This window comes from Burkholderia sp. Bp9140 (assembly GCF_003853425.1).
Lineage (GTDB): Bacteria > Pseudomonadota > Gammaproteobacteria > Burkholderiales > Burkholderiaceae > Burkholderia.
The window spans coordinates 1-18625 of sequence record NZ_QTPQ01000074.1; the positions used below are offsets into that span (position 1 = coordinate 1).

At 65.0% G+C, this 18625-nt stretch carries 19 protein-coding genes and 1 pseudogene; 7 read left to right on the forward strand and 13 right to left on the reverse strand.

The window, feature by feature from the left end:
• Positions 1–212: 212 nt before the first annotated feature.
• Entirely contained in the window at positions 213–1412 is a 1200-nt protein-coding gene (locus DIE21_RS35990) for an amino acid aminotransferase (RefSeq protein ID WP_124502092.1), read from the reverse strand.
• Between the two features lie 249 nt (positions 1413–1661).
• Between DIE21_RS35990 and uvrB the strand changes: the two genes are divergently transcribed.
• The 5 genes from uvrB to DIE21_RS36020 all read left to right on the forward strand — a co-directional run bounded on the left by uvrB (position 1662) and on the right by DIE21_RS36020 (position 7206).
• Positions 1662–3752: an excinuclease ABC subunit UvrB gene (uvrB, locus tag DIE21_RS36000; RefSeq protein ID WP_124502093.1), complete on the forward strand. Its 2091-nt coding sequence runs from the start codon at positions 1662–1664 to the stop codon at positions 3750–3752.
• 219 nt (positions 3753–3971) lie between these two features.
• Positions 3972–4523 carry an iron transporter gene (locus tag DIE21_RS36005; RefSeq protein WP_124502094.1) on the forward strand — a complete coding sequence of 184 codons (552 nt, stop codon included), beginning with the start codon at positions 3972–3974 and terminating at the stop codon, positions 4521–4523.
• A gap of 55 nt (positions 4524–4578) precedes the next feature.
• Positions 4579–4911, forward strand: coding sequence for a cupredoxin domain-containing protein (locus DIE21_RS36010; RefSeq protein WP_006760846.1), 333 nt, complete (start codon positions 4579–4581; stop codon positions 4909–4911).
• Positions 4912–4969: 58 nt separating this feature from the next.
• Positions 4970–5812, forward strand: a complete 843-nt coding sequence (locus DIE21_RS36015; RefSeq protein WP_124502095.1) for an FTR1 family protein — start codon at positions 4970–4972, stop codon at positions 5810–5812.
• On the forward strand, positions 5809–7206 hold the full coding sequence (locus tag DIE21_RS36020; RefSeq protein ID WP_124502096.1) for a 4Fe-4S binding protein: 1398 nt from the start codon (positions 5809–5811) through the stop codon (positions 7204–7206). The genes DIE21_RS36015 and DIE21_RS36020 overlap by 4 nt, the downstream gene beginning before the upstream one ends.
• Before the next feature lie 323 nt (positions 7207–7529).
• Here the strand turns inward: DIE21_RS36020 and hemP are convergent, their stop codons facing one another.
• The 3 genes from hemP to DIE21_RS36040 form a co-directional block, all read right to left on the reverse strand.
• Positions 7530–7775 (reverse strand): hemin uptake protein HemP, encoded by a 246-nt coding sequence (gene hemP / locus DIE21_RS36030; RefSeq protein ID WP_124502098.1) that lies wholly within the window; start codon positions 7773–7775, stop codon positions 7530–7532.
• 136 nt (positions 7776–7911) lie between these two features.
• Positions 7912–8394, reverse strand: a complete 483-nt coding sequence (locus tag DIE21_RS36035) for an SRPBCC family protein (protein ID WP_124502099.1) — start codon at positions 8392–8394, stop codon at positions 7912–7914.
• A 99-nt stretch (positions 8395–8493) separates the two neighbouring features.
• Positions 8494–9366, reverse strand: a complete 873-nt coding sequence (locus DIE21_RS36040; RefSeq protein ID WP_124502100.1) for a pirin family protein — start codon at positions 9364–9366, stop codon at positions 8494–8496.
• Positions 9367–9488: 122 nt separating this feature from the next.
• Here DIE21_RS36040 and DIE21_RS36045 point away from each other — a divergent pair, with 122 nt between their 5' ends.
• Complete coding sequence (locus DIE21_RS36045) at positions 9489–10466, forward strand: LysR family transcriptional regulator (RefSeq protein ID WP_124502101.1); 978 nt, start codon at positions 9489–9491, stop codon at positions 10464–10466.
• Positions 10467–10848: 382 nt separating this feature from the next.
• On the opposite strand, the gene DIE21_RS36050 is transcribed toward DIE21_RS36045, so the two are convergent.
• The 9 genes from DIE21_RS36050 to DIE21_RS36090 form a co-directional block, all read right to left on the reverse strand.
• On the reverse strand, positions 10849–11277 hold the full coding sequence (locus DIE21_RS36050; RefSeq protein WP_006754473.1) for a biopolymer transporter ExbD: 429 nt from the start codon (positions 11275–11277) through the stop codon (positions 10849–10851).
• 13 nt (positions 11278–11290) lie between these two features.
• A complete protein-coding gene (locus DIE21_RS36055; RefSeq protein WP_124502102.1) occupies positions 11291–12022 on the reverse strand; it encodes a MotA/TolQ/ExbB proton channel family protein in 732 nt (243 codons plus the stop codon).
• A gap of 34 nt (positions 12023–12056) precedes the next feature.
• Positions 12057–12788, reverse strand: coding sequence for an energy transducer TonB (locus DIE21_RS36060; protein WP_124502103.1), 732 nt, complete (start codon positions 12786–12788; stop codon positions 12057–12059).
• 217 nt (positions 12789–13005) lie between these two features.
• A complete protein-coding gene (locus DIE21_RS36065; RefSeq protein ID WP_011885486.1) occupies positions 13006–13242 on the reverse strand; it encodes a bacterioferritin-associated ferredoxin in 237 nt (78 codons plus the stop codon).
• Between the two features lie 149 nt (positions 13243–13391).
• On the reverse strand, positions 13392–14255 hold the full coding sequence (murI, locus tag DIE21_RS36070) for a glutamate racemase (RefSeq protein ID WP_409364676.1): 864 nt from the start codon (positions 14253–14255) through the stop codon (positions 13392–13394).
• 37 nt (positions 14256–14292) lie between these two features.
• Entirely contained in the window at positions 14293–14769 is a 477-nt protein-coding gene (gene bfr / locus DIE21_RS36075) for a bacterioferritin (protein ID WP_006482753.1), read from the reverse strand.
• A 193-nt stretch (positions 14770–14962) separates the two neighbouring features.
• Positions 14963–16486 carry a fumarate hydratase gene (locus DIE21_RS36080; RefSeq protein ID WP_124502105.1) on the reverse strand — a complete coding sequence of 508 codons (1524 nt, stop codon included), beginning with the start codon at positions 16484–16486 and terminating at the stop codon, positions 14963–14965.
• Positions 16487–16519: 33 nt separating this feature from the next.
• On the reverse strand, positions 16520–17125 hold the full coding sequence (locus DIE21_RS36085) for a TIGR00645 family protein (protein WP_124502106.1): 606 nt from the start codon (positions 17123–17125) through the stop codon (positions 16520–16522).
• Between the two features lie 114 nt (positions 17126–17239).
• The gene (locus DIE21_RS36090) at positions 17240–18157 is read right to left on the reverse strand and encodes a DMT family transporter (protein ID WP_124502107.1); all 918 of its coding nucleotides are present in this window, start codon (positions 18155–18157) and stop codon (positions 17240–17242) included.
• 315 nt (positions 18158–18472) lie between these two features.
• On the opposite strand from DIE21_RS36090, the pseudogene DIE21_RS36100 reads away from it, so the two are divergent.
• Positions 18473–18625, forward strand: a pseudogene (locus tag DIE21_RS36100) (AMP-dependent synthetase); the annotation flags it as partial.

The window sequence follows — 18625 nt, forward strand, 5'->3', positions numbered from 1 at the left end:
TTCCTGTCGGCGTTCCCGAGCGCCGCGCTCACGGGCCAGTCGTTCGTCGTCAGCCACGGCTGGTTCATGCAGTAACGGGCTCCGGCACGGGCGGCCGCGACGCGTGCCGCTCGTGCGGAGCCGCCGCCGGCCGGCAGAACGGCATAAAAAACGCGCTCCGGGGAGCGCGTTTTTTGTTTCAGCAGGGCGGGCTGCCGCCCGCTGACGCCGACTTACTTCAGGACCGTTGCGACTGCATTGGCGACCGCGTCGAGGTTGCGCGTGTTCAGTGCTGCGACGCAGATCCGGCCGGTGCCGACTGCGTAGATGCCGAACTCTTCGCGCAGGCGATCGACTTGCGCCGAGGTCAGGCCCGAATACGAGAACATCCCGCGCTGCGCGTTGATGAAGCTGAAGTCGCGATCGACGCCGCTCGCCTTCAGGCGCTCGACGAGACCATTGCGCATCGCGCGGATGCGGTCGCGCATTTCGCCGAGTTCCTGCACCCACGCAGCGTGCAGTTCCGGCGACGCGAGCACGGCCGCGACGACTGCGCCGCCATGGGTCGGCGGGTTCGAGTAGTTCGTGCGGATCACGCGCTTCAGTTGCGACAGCACGCGCGTCGCTTCTTCCTTGCTCGACGTGATGATCGACAGCGCGCCGACACGCTCGCCGTACAGCGAGAACGACTTCGAGAACGACGACGACACGAATGCGTTCAGGTCGGCCGCGGCAAACAGGCGCACGGCAGCCGCATCGGCCTCGATGTTCTCGCCGAAGCCCTGGTAGGCCATGTCGAGGAACGGCACGAGGTTGCGCGCCTTGACGACGTCGACGACCTGCTGCCATTGCGCTTCGGTCAGGTCCACGCCGGTCGGGTTGTGGCAGCACGCGTGCAGCACGACGATCGTGCCTGCCGCATAGCCGTTCAGCGCCGACAGCATGCCGTCGAAGTTCACGCCGTTGGTGGCGGCGTCGTAGTACGGATAGGCGACGACTTCGAAGCCGGCCGCTTCGAACAGCGCGCGGTGGTTTTCCCAGCTCGGGTCGCTGATCGCGACCTTCGCGTTCGGGTTCACGGTGCGCAGGAAATCGGCGCCGATCTTCAATGCGCCCGTGCCGCCCAGTGCCTGCGCCGTGACCACACGGCCCGCGGCGATCAGCGGCGAATCGTTGCCGAGCAGCAGCTTCTGCACCGCTGCGTCGTAGGCGGCGATCCCGTCGATCGGCAGGTAGCCGCGCGGCAGGCCGGCGTCGACACGTGCCTTTTCCGCTTCGCGAACGGCGCGCAGCAGCGGAATCTTGCCTTCTTCGTTCGTGTACACACCGACGCCGAGGTTGACCTTGGTCGGACGCGTATCGGCGTTGAAGGCTTCGTTCAGGCCCAGGATCGGGTCGCGGGGAGCAAGCTGGACAGCGGAGAAGAGCGACATGATGATTCGGCAGTAGTGAAAAGAGGGTCAGGCTTTCATCCGGCGGGCGGGCGCAGCGGACCGCGCGCCAGCAGGCACGGCGCCGGAAAGCACAGGAGCCTGATATTGTAGCGAATTCACGCTTGTGGAGGCGGCGATTGCGCGGCGAATTGCGATTTCGGCCGGTTGCCGAGCGTCAGGAGCCGTCAGCGGTTCGCAACGCCGCGAAGCGCTAGAATAGTTTTTTTGCCCTCGCTCCGGCCGCACTCCATGTCCGAACATCACGCCGAAGTCGGCGACGCGCTCGACGAATCGAAATTCGTGACCTTCGAAGGGTCGCCGTTCCAGCTGTACCAACCGTATCCACCCGCAGGCGACCAGCCGACCGCGATCGAGACGCTCGTCGAAGGTGTCGGCGACGGCCTCGCATTCCAGACGCTGCTCGGCGTGACCGGTTCGGGCAAGACCTTCACGATGGCCAACACGATTGCGCGGCTCGGCCGCCCGGCAATCGTGTTCGCACCGAACAAGACGCTCGCGGCGCAGCTCTACGCGGAGTTCCGCGAGTTTTTCCCGCGCAATGCGGTCGAGTACTTCGTCTCGTACTACGACTATTACCAGCCGGAAGCTTACGTGCCGCAGCGCGACCTGTTCATCGAGAAGGACTCGTCGATCAACGAGCACATCGAGCAGATGCGGCTGTCGGCGACGAAGAGCCTGATGGAGCGCCGCGACGTGGTGATCGTCGCGACGGTGTCGGCGATCTACGGTATCGGCAACCCGTCCGAATACCACCAGATGATCCTGACGCTGCGCACCGGCGACAAGCTCGGCCAGCGCGACGTGATCGCGCGGCTGATCGCGATGCAGTACTCGCGCAACGAACAGGACTTCCAGCGCGGCACGTTCCGCGTGCGCGGCGACACGATCGACATCTTCCCGGCCGAGCACGCGGAGATGGCCGTGCGCGTCGAGCTGTTCGACGACGAGGTCGAGACGCTGCAGCTGTTCGACCCGCTGACCGGGCGCGTGCGGCAGAAGATTCCGCGCTTCACCGTGTATCCGTCGTCGCACTATGTGACGCCGCGCGACACCGTGATGCGTGCGGTCGAGACGATCAAGGACGAATTGCGCGAGCGCCTCGAGTTCTTCCACCGCGACGGCAAGCTCGTCGAGGCGCAGCGCCTCGAGCAGCGCACGCGCTTCGACCTCGAGATGCTGCAGGAGCTCGGCTTCTGCAAGGGCATCGAGAACTACTCGCGGCACTTCTCGGGCGCCGCGCCCGGCGAGCCGCCGCCGACGCTCGTCGACTACCTGCCGCCCGACGCGCTGATGCTGCTCGACGAATCGCACGTGCTGATCGGCCAGCTGAACGGCATGTACAACGGCGACCGCGCGCGCAAGGAAAACCTCGTCAACTACGGCTTCCGGCTGCCGTCGGCGCTTGACAACCGGCCGCTCAAGTTCCCGGAGTTCGAACGCAAGATGCGCCAGGTGGTGTTCGTGTCGGCGACGCCCGCGGACTACGAGCAGCGCGTGACGGGGCAGGTCGCCGAGCAGGTGGTGCGGCCGACCGGGCTCGTCGACCCGGAAATCGAAGTGCGCCCGGCAAGCTCGCAGGTCGACGACGTGCTGACCGAGATCAACGCGCGCGTGAACGCCGGCGAGCGGGTGCTGATCACCGTGCTGACGAAGCGGATGGCCGAGCAGCTTACCGAGTTCCTGGCCGACCACGGCGTCAAGGTGCGCTACCTGCACAGCGACATCGACACGGTGGAGCGGGTCGAGATCATCCGCGACCTGCGGCTCGGCACGTTCGACGTGCTGGTCGGGATCAACCTGTTGCGCGAAGGCCTCGACATTCCGGAAGTGGCGCTCGTCGCGATTCTGGACGCGGACAAGGAAGGCTTCCTGCGCGCGGAGCGCTCGCTGATCCAGACGATCGGCCGCGCGGCGCGCAACGTGAACGGCAAGGCCGTCCTCTACGCCGACACGATGACCGAATCGATGAAGCGCGCGATCGGCGAGACCGAGCGGCGCCGCGCGAAGCAGATCGCGCACAACGAGAAGATGGGCATCACGCCGCGCGGCGTCGTGAAGCGCATCAAGGACATCATCGACGGCGTCTACAACGCCGATGACGCGCGCGCCGAGCTGAAGGAAGCGCAGCAACGCGCGAAGTTCGAGGACATGTCGGAAAAGCAGATCGCGAAGGAAATCAAGCGGCTCGAAAAGCAGATGGCCGATTACGCGAAAAACCTCGAGTTCGAAAAGGCCGCGGCCACCCGCGATCAGCTGGCGCTGCTGCGCGAACGCGTATTCGGCGCGAACGTGGGCGACCACGTCAACGGCGGCCGGTAAATCTTTCCAAACGTCACTGAAGCCTCCCGGTAACGCCGTTGTAAGCCTTGTCAGATCAGGGGTTTACGCAGGATCTCGTTTGTTCCGGAGCCGGTTCGGTGCTAAACTCCGCATGTATTGAGAATAGTTCGCATTAACGTTCTTCATCGCGTTAGTGTTTTCGGTGAGCCGCCCAGGAGGGCGGTTCGCAGCATGTCAGACAAATAACAAGGAGTGTCCATGTTGGGTTCTTCGTTCATCCGCACGTCGGTTGCGGTAGCGGCGGCGCTTGCCGCGATGTCGGCCTCGGCGGCCGAATATCCGATCGGCAAGCAGCAGATCCAGGGCGGCATGGAAATCGGCGCGGTGTACCTGCAGCCGATCACGATGGATCCGGAAGGGATGATGCGCAAGGCGTCGGATTCCGACATCCACCTCGAGGCGGACATCCACGCGGTCAAGAACAACCCGACGGGTTTCGCGGAAGGCGACTGGATGCCGTACCTGCAGGTCACGTACAAGCTGACGAAGCAGGGCGACACGAAGTGGAAGGCCGAAGGCGACCTGATGGGCATGGTCGCGAGCGACGGCCCGCACTATGGCGACAACGTGAAGCTGGCCGGCCCCGGCAAGTACCACCTGACGATGACCGTCAAGCCGCCGATGCAGTCGGGCCACATGGCGTTCGGCCGTCACGTCGACAAGGAAACGGGCGTGGGCGCGTGGTTCAAGCCCGTCACCCTCGAATACGACTTCCCGTTCGCCGGCATCGGCAAGAAGGGCGGGTACTGATCGGTGGCATCACGGACGGCGCGCTTCGGCGCGCCGTCGGCGTAGAGAACCCAGAATGAAATTTCCCCAGAAAATCGTCGCCGCAGCCGCCGCGCTGTGGCTCGCCGGCGCGGCGCATGCCGCCGATCTGCCGACGTTCAAGCTCGAGATGACGGACGGCAAGCTGAATCCCGCCCGGATCGAAGTGCCGGCCGGCCAGCGCTTCAAGATCGAGATCAGGAATACCGGCAAGGGCGCCGCCGAATTCGAGAGCGTGCAGTTGCGCAAGGAGAAGGTGCTCGCACCGGGCGCCGATTCGTTCGTGGTTGTCGCCCCGCTGTCGCCGGGCGAGTACAAGTTTTTCGACGATTTCCACCAGCAGGCACAGGGCGTGATCGTCGCGAAGTAATGCGTTTTATCTGCGTGCGGGCGCGCGAGTACCTTGCTCCGCACGTCAGGAGGATTCAATGGGTCAGATCTTGTTCATCGTCTGGCGGGAGAGCGTCGAAGCGCTGCTCGTCGTCGGCATCCTCTATGCATGGCTGAAGAACGGCGACGACGACGCGCGCCGCGGCCTGCCCTTTCTGTGGACGGGCGTGGCAGTCGGCCTGCTGATGGCCATCGGTCTCGGCGCCGCGCTCGTCGGCTTCACCGAAGTGCTGTCCGGCGACGCACAGGACTATTTCCAGACCGCGATGGTGCTGATCGCGTGCGTGCTGATCGTGCAGATGGTGCTGTGGATGCGCCGGCACGGCCGCACGCTGAAGCGCGACATGGAGCAGTCGCTGCAGCAGAGCACGCGCGATTCGAACTGGTGGGGCGTTGCCGTGCTGGTCGCGCTCGCGATCGCCCGCGAAGGCAGCGAGACGGTGATCTTCCTGTACGGCCTCGGTTTCGGCCAGTCGGGGCACGTGGACGGCAGCCAGATGCTCGCGGTCGTGATCGGCCTCGGTCTCGCGTTCCTCACGTTCTATCTGCTGCAGCTCGGCGGCAAGTACTTCTCGTGGCGGCATTTCTTCCGTGTCACCGAAGTGATGCTGCTGTTCCTCGGTGCGGGCCTGTTCCAGACCGGCGTCGACAAGCTGATCGACAAGGAAATCCTGCCGCTCGGCATTTCGCAAGTGTGGGACACGTCAGGGATCCTCGATGATTCCGGCACGTTCGGTTCGCTCGTCGCGACGCTGACCGGCTATCGCGCACACCCGGCGCTGACCAACCTGGTCGCCTATGCGGCGTATTGGGCGGTGGTCTGGCTGCTGATGAAGCGCGCGAGCCGCCGTCCGGCCGTTCCTGCGGGTCGCGCGGCATGAGCGTTGTCGCCGCAGCCAAGCCGGGCTGGCTCGCGCAGGCCGGCCAGTGGATGCAGCGCCACGGCGCGGTGATCCGCGGCATCCAGTGGGTCGTCGTCGCCGTCTATGCGTTCCTGATCATCGTGCCGGCGGTGTTGCCGCTGCCGGACGATTCCGCGCACCTGTGGAACAACCTCACGCTGATTGCGCAGTTCGTGTTCTGGGGCATCTGGTGGCCGTTCGTGCTGCTGTCGATGGTGATGCTCGGCCGCGTCTGGTGCGGCGTGCTGTGCCCCGAAGGTGCGCTCACCGAATATGCGAGCCGGTTCGGCCGCGGCGGCGCGATTCCGCGCTGGATGCGGTGGGGCGGCTGGCCGTTCGTCGCATTCGGGCTCACGACGATCTACGGGCAGATGGTCAGCGTGTACCAGTACCCGCTGGCGGTGCTGTTCGTGCTCGGCGGCTCGACCGTCGGCGCGATCGTGATCGGCGTGCTGTACGGCCGCGAGAAGCGCGTGTGGTGCAAGTACCTGTGCCCGGTCAACGGCGTGTTCGGGTTGCTGTCGCGGCTCGCGCCGATGCGCTACAAGGTCGACGAGGATGCCTGGCGTCGCTCGTACAAGAGCGGCGAGCACGGGCACCGCGTGATTCCGATCAATTGTGCGCCGCTCGTGCCGTTGCGCAACATGAAGGGCGCCGCCGCGTGCCACATGTGCGGCCGCTGTAGCGGGCATCGTGACGCGATCGCGCTGTCGTGGCGCTCGCCGTCCGACGAGGTCGTGAACCTCGGTGCGCAGCAGGCGAACCCGTGGGACACGGCGCTGATCCTGTACGGCCTGCTCGGCGTCGCGATCGGCGCGTTCCACTGGACCGTCAGCCCATGGTTCGTACAGATCAAGCAATGGCTCGCGGGCTGGCTGATCGATCGCGACATTACGTGGCCGCTCGAGACCAATGCACCGTGGTTCCTGCTCACGCATTACCCGGATCGCAATGACGTGTTCTCGTGGCTCGACGGCGGTCTGATCGTCAGCTACATCGTCGGTACGGGGCTCGTGTACGGCACCGCGCTGCTCGTGCTGCTGGCCGGCGCGACGCTGATGCTCGGCCGTTTCGACCGCGTGCGTCTCCATCATCTCGCGCAGGCGCTGATCCCGATCGCGGGGGCGGGCGTGTTCCTCGGGCTGTCGGCGACGACGCTGTCGCTGCTGCGGGCCGAGCACGTGCCGCTCGGCTGGGCAACCGACGTGCGCATCGCGATTCTGGTCTGCGCGAACGCGTGGAGCGCCTGGCTTGCATGGAAGGTGACGGGGCGCTATGCGCCGTGGCCGCGCCGACTCGCAGCATTCGCGTGGTTCGCGGCCGGCCTGGCCGTCGTTGACAGCGCGTGGTGGTTGATGTTCTGGGGTTTCTGAGGCGGGATCGACGGCCTTGCGGCCACGTTCCGGAGTGAGCCGGCGAAAGTGTTCCGCCGCCGGCCCCGGAGCGCGCTGAAGCAGCAGCGCCGATAGCCGCGATGCCTTTTCCATTGCATCCGGACGCCCAAACAAAAAAGCGACACGTCCTTCGACGTGTCGCTTTTTTTCTTCCTTGTGCGAGAACCAAAAAAAGTGGCTTGGCTTGCTGCAACGGCTGCTTGAGTGTGTTTGCACGAAGGGGTCTAGATCTCGCGTGCAAGCCGTTACGCTGGCTACTGCCCAACACCTCTCAGGGAGGTGGTCCCCACAATACGCTGTCGCTACTTCGTCAGGATCAGTTTGCCGAGCCGCGTGGCACGCAACTGATATGTCTCTCCGTTATGCGCGATGCTGATATGGCTATGACCTTGCAGCAGCGCATCGCTGTTGAGGGTCCGTGTGCCGGCATCGCGGCTTCCGGCGGGCTTCGCCGGCGTCGTGACCGCTGCCGTCTTCTGACGGTTGCCGCTTGCAGTGCCGGTCGTGCGGCGCAAGGTCAGCGTGGTCGGGCGCGTGGTGTCGGTCATTCGGTTGATCGGTGACTGTCGATACGATGGAATGATTCTAAATGATAACTATTCCCATTTACAAAAAATCTTTATCGATCGATATGGCAAATCCGATAGCTTGAATCAAAGAGGCGGCCGAAGGCCGCCGCCGACGTCAGTGAAGCGGGTCGGGATCCTTGCGCCCTTGTGCGTATTCGCGGATCAGGCGCACCGTGTCGATGTCCGACGTGCGATACGCTTCCTTGACGATGCCGTGCGTCTGACGCGCTTCCTCACTGTCGTCCGTGACAGTCAGCGTCGTGCGATATTCGAAGCGCAGGAACAGCTCGTGGTCGTCGCGCTCCTCAATCGTCATCGTCAGCGAGCCGCCGATTTCACCGCCGGCCGCGCGGATGTCGTAGCGCACTTGCTGGTTCGGCGTGAACGTCACGTGGTCGCGCACGGTCGCATGCCCGTAGTGCAGCTCGCGTTCGAGCGTCGTATCCGTCCGTTCGTGGACGACGCAGCTGTCGAGGCCGATCACGAACAGCTGCGGCTGTTCGGCGCGCAGCACCAGGCCTTCCCAGAGCTGGTCGCGGGTGAGGGCCGGCACGGCCGGATCGTCGGAGTTGATCTGGATCAGATGTTCGAAGTTCAAGGGGACGGGTTCCTTCTGGTGGCGGGCAGCCACATGGTTCAAGAAGTCATTGTGACGCAAAACGAGCGGTTTCGCGGCACCTGCGGCCCCCATCGCACGTCACGCTTCGATGCGGCCCATGCGGCCGGTCTGGTAGTCGACGACGGCCTGCCGGATCTCTTCCTCGGTATTCATCACGAACGGGCCATAGCGGACGATCGGCTCGTTGAGCGGCACGCCGCCGATCAGCAGCAGCTCAAGCGGCGTATCGCCCGCTTCGAACGTCACCGCGTCGCCATCGTCACCGTAGACGACCATGTGCCGTGCGTCGACAAGCTGCCGTTCGGGCCCGTAGCGGCCCGCTCCGTCGAGCGGGTAGGCGAACACACGATAACCTGCCGGCACCGGCTGCGTGACCGTTGCGCCCGGTTGCAGCGTGAAATGCTGGTAGAGGATCGGCGTGCGCGTCTCGATCGCCGCGCGCACGCCGAACGCTTCGCCGGCGATCACGCGGACCTGCACACGGCCGTCCGGCGATGTCGCGCTCGGGATCCGGCCGGCCGGGATTTCCTGGTAGCGCGGTGCGATCAGCTTGTCGCGCCGCGGCAGGTTGACCCACAGCTGGAAGCCGTGCGAGCGTCCGCCTGCCTGCGCGAACCCGGGATCGGGCATTTCGCTGTGCACCACGCCCGCGCCGGCCGTCATCCACTGCACGTCGCCGGGCCCGAGCGCGCCGGCGTGGCCGGTCGAATCGCGATGGCGAAAGCGCCCGTCGAGCACGTAGGTGACCGTCTCGAAGCCACGATGCGGATGGTCGGGTGCGCCCTTGGCTTCGCCAGGGGCGTAGTCGACGGGGCCCATTTCATCGAGCAGCAGGAACGGATCGAAATCCATCAGCAGCCGGGTCGGGAACGGGCGGTGAACCACGAAGCCGCCGCCTTCGGTCGTGCGAAGTGCGGGGTACGTGCGGTCAAGCGAGCGAGCGGTCGTCATGGAAAAGCCCTCGATGTCATCGGAATAGCGTTATTTTTGAAACATAGCGCTATTATATTGGGCGTTTTACGGTCCGATTTGCGGCGGTTCGCAATGGATTGTTCTGAAATTGGAACGATGACATGAACATCGATGCACACAACCTGAACGACCTCATGTACTTTTCACAGGTCGTCGAACACGGTGGTTTCTCGGCTGCGGAACGCGTGCTGGGTATCTCGAAATCGCGCCTGTCCCGGCGGCTGACCGAACTCGAGGCGGCGCTGGGCGTGCGCCTGCTGCAGCGTTCGACGCGCAAGCTCGCGCTGACCGAGGCGGGGGAACTCTTCTACCAGCATTGCCAGGCGATGCTCGCCGAAGCCCAGGCCGCGATGAACGCCGTGCAGCAGCTGCGCTCGTCGCCGCGCGGCTCGGTGCGCGTGAGCGTCCCCGTCACGCTGTCGCAGACCATGCTGTCGCGCATCCTCCCCGAATTTCTGCACCGCTATCCCGAGGTGAAGGTACACATCCGTGTGACGAATCGCGTGATCGACCTGTTCGAGGATTCGATCGACGTCGCGTTGCGCGTGCGCTCCGAACCGCCGCAGAACGCGAACATCGTCGTGCGGCCACTGTGGCGGACCGAGCAGATGCTGGTCGGCGCGCCGAGCCTGCTGAGCCAGAATGCGCCGCCGCTCGTGCCGGACGATCTGGCGCACTTCGAGACGCTCGATACGCCGAGCGTCGACGGACGGCACGTGTTCAACCTGATCGCGCCGGATGGCACCCGTCACTTGCACGAGCACGATCCGAGGCTCGTGACGGCCGACCTGATGACGATCCGTGAGGCCGTGCTCGACGGCCTCGGCATCGCGGCGCTGCCCGAGATGATGTACGGCAATGCATTGCGCGCGGGACAGTTGTCGCCGGTGATGCCGGGCTGGACGCTGCCGGTGCCGCAACTCTACGCGGTGTTCGTGTCGCGGCAGGGGATGCCGCCCGCGGTCCGCGCGTTTGTCGACTACCTGGTCGAGAAGCTCGACCACGGCGATTACAAGCAGCCGAGCTGCCCCGAGCGCGGGAAGAAGGAAGCCGCGGCGGCTGATGCTTCGGCCACCTGAACGCAAGATGCGCGTCGTGGCAAATTTGTTTTGTCATTGAAGCGCCGCCTGCAATCGCAAGTTTCAATCGCCGGGGCCTTGAATGCGCAAGCGCGCAGGCCTATATTGAAATCCCATTTCGCGAAGGAAGTTGTGAGCGGAATCAGGTGGCCGCATATATTGCGAGCCAGATAGGGCAGAACGCGCAGTCCGTGCAGACCACGGTAGCCGCATTTGCGTTGCTCGAGGCGCAACCGATACCGCCGAAGAGCCCGCCGCCCGAAGGCGCCCGCGTGCGCATGAAAAAAGGCCTTCATCTGGCGATGAAGGCCTTTTACTTTGTGCGTGGCCGGCGAGGTGCGGCCGGCAAGGGCGAACGGCGACGCGAAAAAATGCGCGTGCGTTACTTCGCCTTCGCGGTCGGCTCCGTCACGAAGCCGAGTTTCGTCAGGCCGCCGGCCTGCGCATCGGACATGACTTCGGCCACACGCTCATAGGCAACCTTGCGATCGGCGCGCAGATGCAACTCCGGTTGCGGCTGATGCTGTGCCGCTTCCGCGATGTGCGCCTGCAACTGCTCGCGCGTGACCGTCTGGTCGTTCCACAGGATCGTGCCGTTGCCCTGGATCGCGACGTCGACCGTCTGCGGCTTCTCGTCGACGGGCTGGCTGCTTGCGTGCGGCAGGTCGATCTTCACCGCGTGCTGCATTGCCGGGATCGTCACGAGGAAAATGATCAGGAGTACGAGCATGACGTCGACGAGCGGCGTCATGTTGATCTCGCTCATCACGCCATCGTCGTCGTCATCGCTGAAGCCGGTGTTCATTGCCATGGTTCACCCCGTCTCAGCTGGCGCGCGTCGCGAGACGCAGGCCGTCGCGGGGCGACGACGACGCGAGGCGCGCGCCCGTCACGAAATACGCGTGCAGGCCGTGCGCGAAGCGGCGCAGCTTGCTGACGACGCCCTTGTTCGCGCGGGTCAGTGCGTTGTAGCCGAGCACCGCGGGAATGGCGACGAACAGGCCGAAGGCCGTCATGATCAGCGATTCGCCGACGGGGCCCGCGACCTGGTCGATCGACGTCTGGCCGGTTGCGCCGATCGCGAGCAGTGCGTGATAGATGCCCCACACCGTGCCGAACAGGCCCACGAACGGCGCCGTGCTGCCGATCGACGCGAGAATCGCCAGGCCGGCCTGCATGCGCGAGATGCCTTCGTCCATCGTGTCCTTCAGGCAGCGCGTGACCCAGTCCGACACGTCCATGCGGTCGTGCAGGTGCGGCTGCGTCTGATGGTGGTGATCGGCGGCTTCCTTGCCCGACAGCGCGAGCGCGAGGAACGGGTTGTCGCTCGGCGTCGATGCGGCGAGACCGAGCTTCTTGACGCCGTCGTCGAAGTCGTCCGAATGCCAGAATGCCTGTTCCGCGTTTTTCGTGAGGCGGTTCAGGCGAATCACGTTCCAGCCCTTGACGATGATCACGATCCACGACAGGACCGACATCACGAGCAGCGTGATCGCGATGGCGCGCGTGACGAAATCACCTTGCGCCCAGACGTGCGCGATACCGTAGCTTTGCATTTTTGTTTCCTTTGAATCTTCCGGATGAGGCAGGTTAGTCGGTGAGCCCGAAGTTGTAGGGCTGCGTGCGGGCGGCGCGGATCGCCTGGCCGTTCTCGATATACGGACGGCAGGTCGTCGAGCGCATTGCGTCGAGTGCGGCGTCGTCGAGGCGCGGATAACCGCTGCTCTTCTGCAGATCGACGCTTTCGATCTTGCCGGTCACGCCGACGACGAAGTGAACATAGGCGGTGCCCGATTCGCCGCGGCGACGCGACATCGACGGGTAGTCGGGTTTCACGAAATTGCATTGGAGCGCCGGCACGTTCTTTGGCGCGCTGACCTGCATCGTGTCGCGAGCCGGGCCGGGCGTGGCGGCCGGCGCAGCAGGTGCGGGCGCGGCAGGAGCCGGCGTCGGATCGGCAGCCGGCGCGGGCGTCGGTGACGGGGCAGGCGATTGTGCAACGGGCTGAGGCGTCGGCTTCGCCGCCTTCTGCACCGGCTTCGGCTCGACCTTCGGTTTGACGCGCGGGGCGGGCTTCGGCGGCGCGGGCTGCGGGATCGATTCGGCTGCGACCTGCTGGGCGATCGGCGCAGGTGTAATGAGTTGCGCGGTGATCGACTGGACCTCGACCGATTTCGGCGGCGGCGCGTTGCGATGGAGCCACGCGGCCGTCAACATGATCGCGTGTGCGGCAAGCACACCGACCGCGACGGTGATGACCCGGGGATTCATTCGTGGAGCAGCCGACAGGACGCCGGCAGGAGCGGATTGCGAAGCCTGCATGTTAGCTTGAAAGAACGACGTCGCACCCGGGGCGCGGCGGGTGGATCGGTACTACTTGCGGAAGATCAGCAGCGAGATGCACACGGTGGTCACAAATCCGATCAGCAATTCCATGACAGGCTCCTTGGCAGGTAAGCCGCTGGCTCGCGCGGAAGATGGCTTGCTGACGGTCAGACATCAAATGCGGCCGGGGCCGCATGCGTATGCTCGGCGCCGCTCAGGCGGCCTTGCGGTCGTAGAACGTCACCGGGATCGGATGAGCGTGGTGCTCGACACCGCACCGGCTCGCGCAGACGCCTTGCTCGGCCATGAGGTCGCGTACGGACTCCTCGCACTTGCCGCAGCACGTGGCCACGCCGAGCTCGAACTGGAGTTCATCGAAAGAACTCACGCCCTCGGCGAGGGACGCGCGAATCTTGCGATCGGAAACAGACTTGCACACGCAGACGATCATGATGAGTTGCGATAGCTAACGTTAATGCGAATTATTATCATTAAATTTGCGGACGTTGACAAGCCTGGGTTCGGCTTTTTTTAAGGTCATCGGACCCTTGAAACGGCGGGGCGGACGGAGAGGGCGCGCCGGCGGTGTGCCGGCGCGGGTCAGGCGGTCGCGCAGGCGCGCGCGTTCGGCGAGGAAATGGTGACGGATTCGACCGGCGCGTCGAGGCCGAGCAGCGTCGACGCGAGTGCGCGCAGTTGCAGGCCGTCGCTCGTCGAGCAGAAGCGCGGCGGCGCGGCACGCGTGCCGGCCGGCGCGCGCAGGCCGCGTTCGTCGAGCACCCGCGCGAGCTGGCGGGCGATGGCATCGCTCGTGTCGACGATCGTCAGGCGGTCGCCAACAAGGTCACGAATCGTTTCCGTGAAGAACGGGTAGTGCGTGCAGCCGAGCACCAGCGTGTCGGCGCCGTCGTCGAGCATCGGTTGCAGGTAACGCTCGAGCAACGCGCGCAAGGCGGGCGAGTTCGTGTCGCCGCGTTCGATCGCTTCGACGAGCCCGTGGCCCGGTTGGCAGATGAAGCGGCGGCCGGCGCCATAGCGGTCGAGCAGCGCCTGGAAGCGCGGGCTGTTCAGCGTCGATTGCGTCGCGAGGACGCCCGCGACGCCGGTCGTGGACAGCGCGGCGGCCGGTTTGATGCCCGGCTCGACACCGACGAGCGGTATCGACAGGCGTTCGCGGATGACCGCGATCGCCCGTGCCGTGGCGGTGTTGCACGCGATGACGAGCGCTTTCGCCCCTTCGCGGGCGAGCCACTCGCCGATGGCCAGCGTGCGCTCCGTAATGAACGCCTCGTCGCGCGGACCATACGGCGCGTGGTGCGAATCGGCGACGTAGACGAACGACTCGCCGGGCAGGTGCGCGCGCGCAGCGCGCAGCACCGACAGGCCGCCGAGCCCCGAATCGAAGATCCCGACGGGGGCGGCGGGGTGGACCCCGGAAGCGGCCGGTTGGTGCGTCATCGTCATGCGGACGGCGAGGTGGCGATCGTGGCAGCGGTGGTGATTACTCGGGCGAACCCATCATCGTTTGCTGGTAGTTCTGCAGGCCGACCTTGCCGATCAGGTCAATCTGCGTTTCCAGCCAGTCGATGTGCTCTTCGGTGTCGTCGAGGATCTTTTCGAAGATCTCGCGCGACACGTAGTCACGCACCGATTCGCAGTAAGCGATCGCTTCCTTGCACGTGGACTGCGAGATCTGCTCGAGCTTCAGGTCGCACTTCAGGATCTCTTCGGTCTCCTCGCCGACGAGCAGCTTGTGCAGATCCTGCAGGTTCGGCAGGCCGTCGAGCATGAACACGCGTTCGATCAGCCAGTCGGCGTGCTTCATTTCGCCGATCGATTCGTCGTATTCGTGCTTGCCGAGCTTGTCGAGGCCCCAGTGCTTGTACATGCGCGCATGCAGGAAGTACTGGTTGATCGCCGTGAGTTCATTCTTCAGTTGGGCGTTCAGGTATTCGATGACTTTCTTGTCGCCTTGCATGGCTGTTCCTTGTTCAGTGGGGCTTCAGAAACCGAACGATAATCGCTCGAACGAGAAAAGCCAAGCCTCGAAGCCTTGCCGGGCCTGCCTTTTGCGTGTAATGAGAATCAGCCTCGAACAACCGGCCGCGCGCAATAATGAGAATGAGAAGTAAAAAGGCCGGACTCCCGTCCGGCCTTGCGTTCGATCGCGCTTAAGCCGCTGCGACCGGGATCTTGCCGATCTTCGCCTGCCATTCCTTCGGGCCGGTCTGGTGCACCGACGTGCCCGACGAATCGACAGCAACTGTTACAGGCATGTCCTGCACGTCGAACTCGTAGATTGCTTCCATGCCGAGGTCTTCGAATGCGAGCACCTTCGCGCCGCGGATCGCCTTCGACACGAGGTAGGCCGCACCGCCGACCGCCATCAGGTACGCCGCCTTGTGCTTCTTGATCGCGTCGATCGCGACCGGGCCGCGTTCTGCCTTGCCGACCATCGAGATCAAACCCGTCTGGGCGAGCATCGTCTCGGTGAACTTGTCCATCCGCGTGGCCGTCGTCGGGCCTGCCGGGCCGACCACTTCGTCGCGCACCGGATCGACCGGGCCGACGTAGTAGATCACGCGGTTCGTGAAGTCGACCGGCAGCTTCTCGCCCTTCGCGAGCATGTCGGCAATGCGCTTGTGCGCGGCGTCGCGGCCCGTGAGCATCTTGCCCGACAGCAGCAGCGTCTGGCCCGGCGTCCAGCTCGCGACTTCTTCCGGCGTCAGCGTGTTCAGGTCGACGCGCTTGCTGGTTTCCGTGTTCGGTTCCCACTGGACCTTCGGCCAGGCGTCGAGCGACGGCGCTTCAAGCTTGGCCGGGCCCGAGCCGTCGAGCACGAAGTGCGCGTGGCGGGTTGCCGCGCAGTTCGGGATCAGCGCGACCGGCTTCGACGCCGCGTGCGTCGGAGCGGTCATGATCTTCACGTCGAGCACGGTCGCGAGGCCGCCGAGGCCCTGTGCGCCGATGCCGAGCGCGTTGACCTTCTCGTGCAGCTCGACCCGCAGTTCCTCGACCCAGTCCTTCGGGCCGCGCGCGATGATTTCCTGGATGTCGATCGGCTCCATCAGCGATTCCTTCGCCATCAGCATCGCCTTTTCGGCGGTGCCGCCGATGCCGATCCCGAGCATGCCCGGCGGGCACCAGCCCGCGCCCATCGTCGGGACCGTCTTCAGCACCCAGTCGACGATCGAGTCGGACGGGTTCAGCATCACGAACTTCGACTTGTTCTCCGAGCCGCCGCCCTTCGCCGCGACCTGCACGTCGACCTTGTCGCCCGGCACGATCTCGTAGTGGATCACGGCCGGCGTGTTGTCCTTCGTGTTCTTGCGAGCGCCTTCCGGCGGGTTGACGATGGATGCGCGCAGCACGTTGTCCGGGTGCGTGTAACCGCGGCGCACGCCTTCGTTGATCATGTCGGTGAGACCCATCGTCGCGCCGTCCCAGCGCACGTCCATGCCGACCTTCACGAAGATCGTGACGATGCCGGTGTCCTGGCAGATCGGGCGGCGGCCTTCCGCGCACATGCGGCTGTTCGTGAGGATCTGCGCGATCGCGTCCTTCGCGGCCGGGCTCTCTTCCAGCTCGTACGCACGGCCGAGGGCCTGGATGTAGTCGAGCGGGTGGTAGTAGCTGATGTACTGCAGCGAATCCGCGATGCTCTGGATCAGGTCTTCCTGTTTGATGACGGTCATGGCTGAGACTCTGTGGGACTGTGGGGAATGCGTTTATGCGTTGACGGCTGCTTTGGCCGGCTTGCGGGACTCGTTCGCTGCAGGCGCGTGCGTCTCGTGGAAATGGGCCGGGTGCGTGTGGGTCGTCAGGCGGTCGACCCACGCCATCACGAGCGCCGACACGAGGAACGACACGTGGATGATCACCTGCCACATGATCGCGTGCGTCGTGTGCTGGTCCGGGTTGATGAAGGTCTTCAGCAGGTGGATCGACGAAATGCTGATCAGCGCCATCGACAGCTTGACCTTCAGCACGCCCGCGTTCACATGGTCGAGCCACTCGGGCTCGTCGGGGTGGCCCTCGATGCCGAGGCGCGAAACGAACGTTTCGTAGCCGCCGACGATCACCATGATCAGCAGGTTCGAGATCATCACCACGTCGATCAGGCCGAGCACGGCGAGCATCACGCTGATCTCGTCGAGGCTGGTCGCGTGCGACAGCAGGTGCCAGACTTCCTTCAGGAACAGGAATACATAGACGGCCTGCGCGACGATCAGGCCCAGATAAAGCGGAACCTGGAGCCAGCGGCTCATGAAGATCAGCGCGGGCAGGGGGCGCAGCGGACGACGGGTGGAGCCGGGCGAATGCGGGGCAGACATGATGGAGGGTTGGGCGCTGTGCGCAGGTATCGAGGGTAATCTTGAAAAAGGCGCGCTATTGTAACGCGTCGGCCGGCGCGACTGCAGCGACGCGCCGGGGTTGCCGGGGACGGATCAGGATGCGGCGGCCGGCACGCGCTTCACGTGCAGGCTCGCGAGCACGATGCCGGTGACGACGCACGCGAGTGCAATGCCGTGCGCGAGCGTCGGACGTTCGCCGAGGAATGCGATGCCGTACGCGGCTGCCGCGACCGGCAGCACGGCGCTGAACACGCCGGCGAGGCTGCCCGGCACGTGCCGGATGCCCTTCATCCACAGCCAGAACGAGAAGATGCTGGCCGACAGCCCGTACCAGACGACGAGCGCCCACGTACTGGCCGGCACGCTCGCGTAATCGAAATGCCACAGCGCCGTCGCGCCGAGCGGCAGCATCAGGAACAGGCCGAACAGGTGCGTGTATGCGCAGATGTCGATCGGCGCGAGCGTCTGCGTGAGCCGGCGCGACAGGATCACGTAGATCGATTCGCAGCAGACGGCGCCGAGGATCAGCAGGTTGCCGGTCAGCGAGCCGGACGACGTGCCGCCGGCGCCGTGCGCGGACGCGCTGCCCGCGTTCCCATTGGCGAGATTGATCGTCACGACGCCGGCGATCGCGAGCGCGATCGATATGAGCGCACGGCCGTTCGGTTTTTCACGCAGGATCAGCCACGCGAACAGCGCGACGATGGCCGGGATCGTGCTGGTGATCACGCCGGCCGCGACCGCGCTCGTGCGCTGCACGCCGTTGAGCATCAGCAGCGTAAACATGAAGGTGCCGAAGAACGCCTGCAGGAACAGGTTCAGCCATTCCGCGCGCCGGACCGCGCGCATCTTCACCGGGCTGAACAGCGGCCACAGCACGGCGATCGCGATCACGAAGCGCAGCGTGGCAAGGATGGCGACCGGGACGAAGACGACGATGGATTTACCGATACCGACGTTGCTGCCGACAAACAGCATCGACAGAATGAGGAAGAGGGCGTAGCGATTCAAGCTGGAGTCCGGAAGGCGAGTTCAGTTAGGATTGTAGGGTCGCGCTCGTTACAGCGTAAAGCTGGGAGCGGCGCCGCCGGCGGGCGAAAACGGCCGTAGCGCGTAAGTGACGGGTAAGTTGGAGCGCTTATTGTGAAAGCTGCCGGGTCGCCTGGTCACCATCGTGTGACGTGGTGCGGTGCAGCATCGCGCGGCAGCCTTCGGGCCGGCGCGGGTGATGGGTAGGAGACAGCGGCGCGCATGCGCCGGCCAAGACGCGCGGCGCGCACGATCGCGCCGCCATGCAGAGGATTCATGTTCACCAAGGGGTAGTCGATGTCTGCGATTGAATCGGTTCTTCACGAAACCCGTCAGTTTGCGCCGCCCGAGGCGCTCGAGAAGGCGGCGGCCATTTCCGGCATGCCGGCCTACCAGGCGCTGGCCGCCGAGGCCGAGCAGGATTACGAAGGCTTCTGGGCGCGTCTCGCG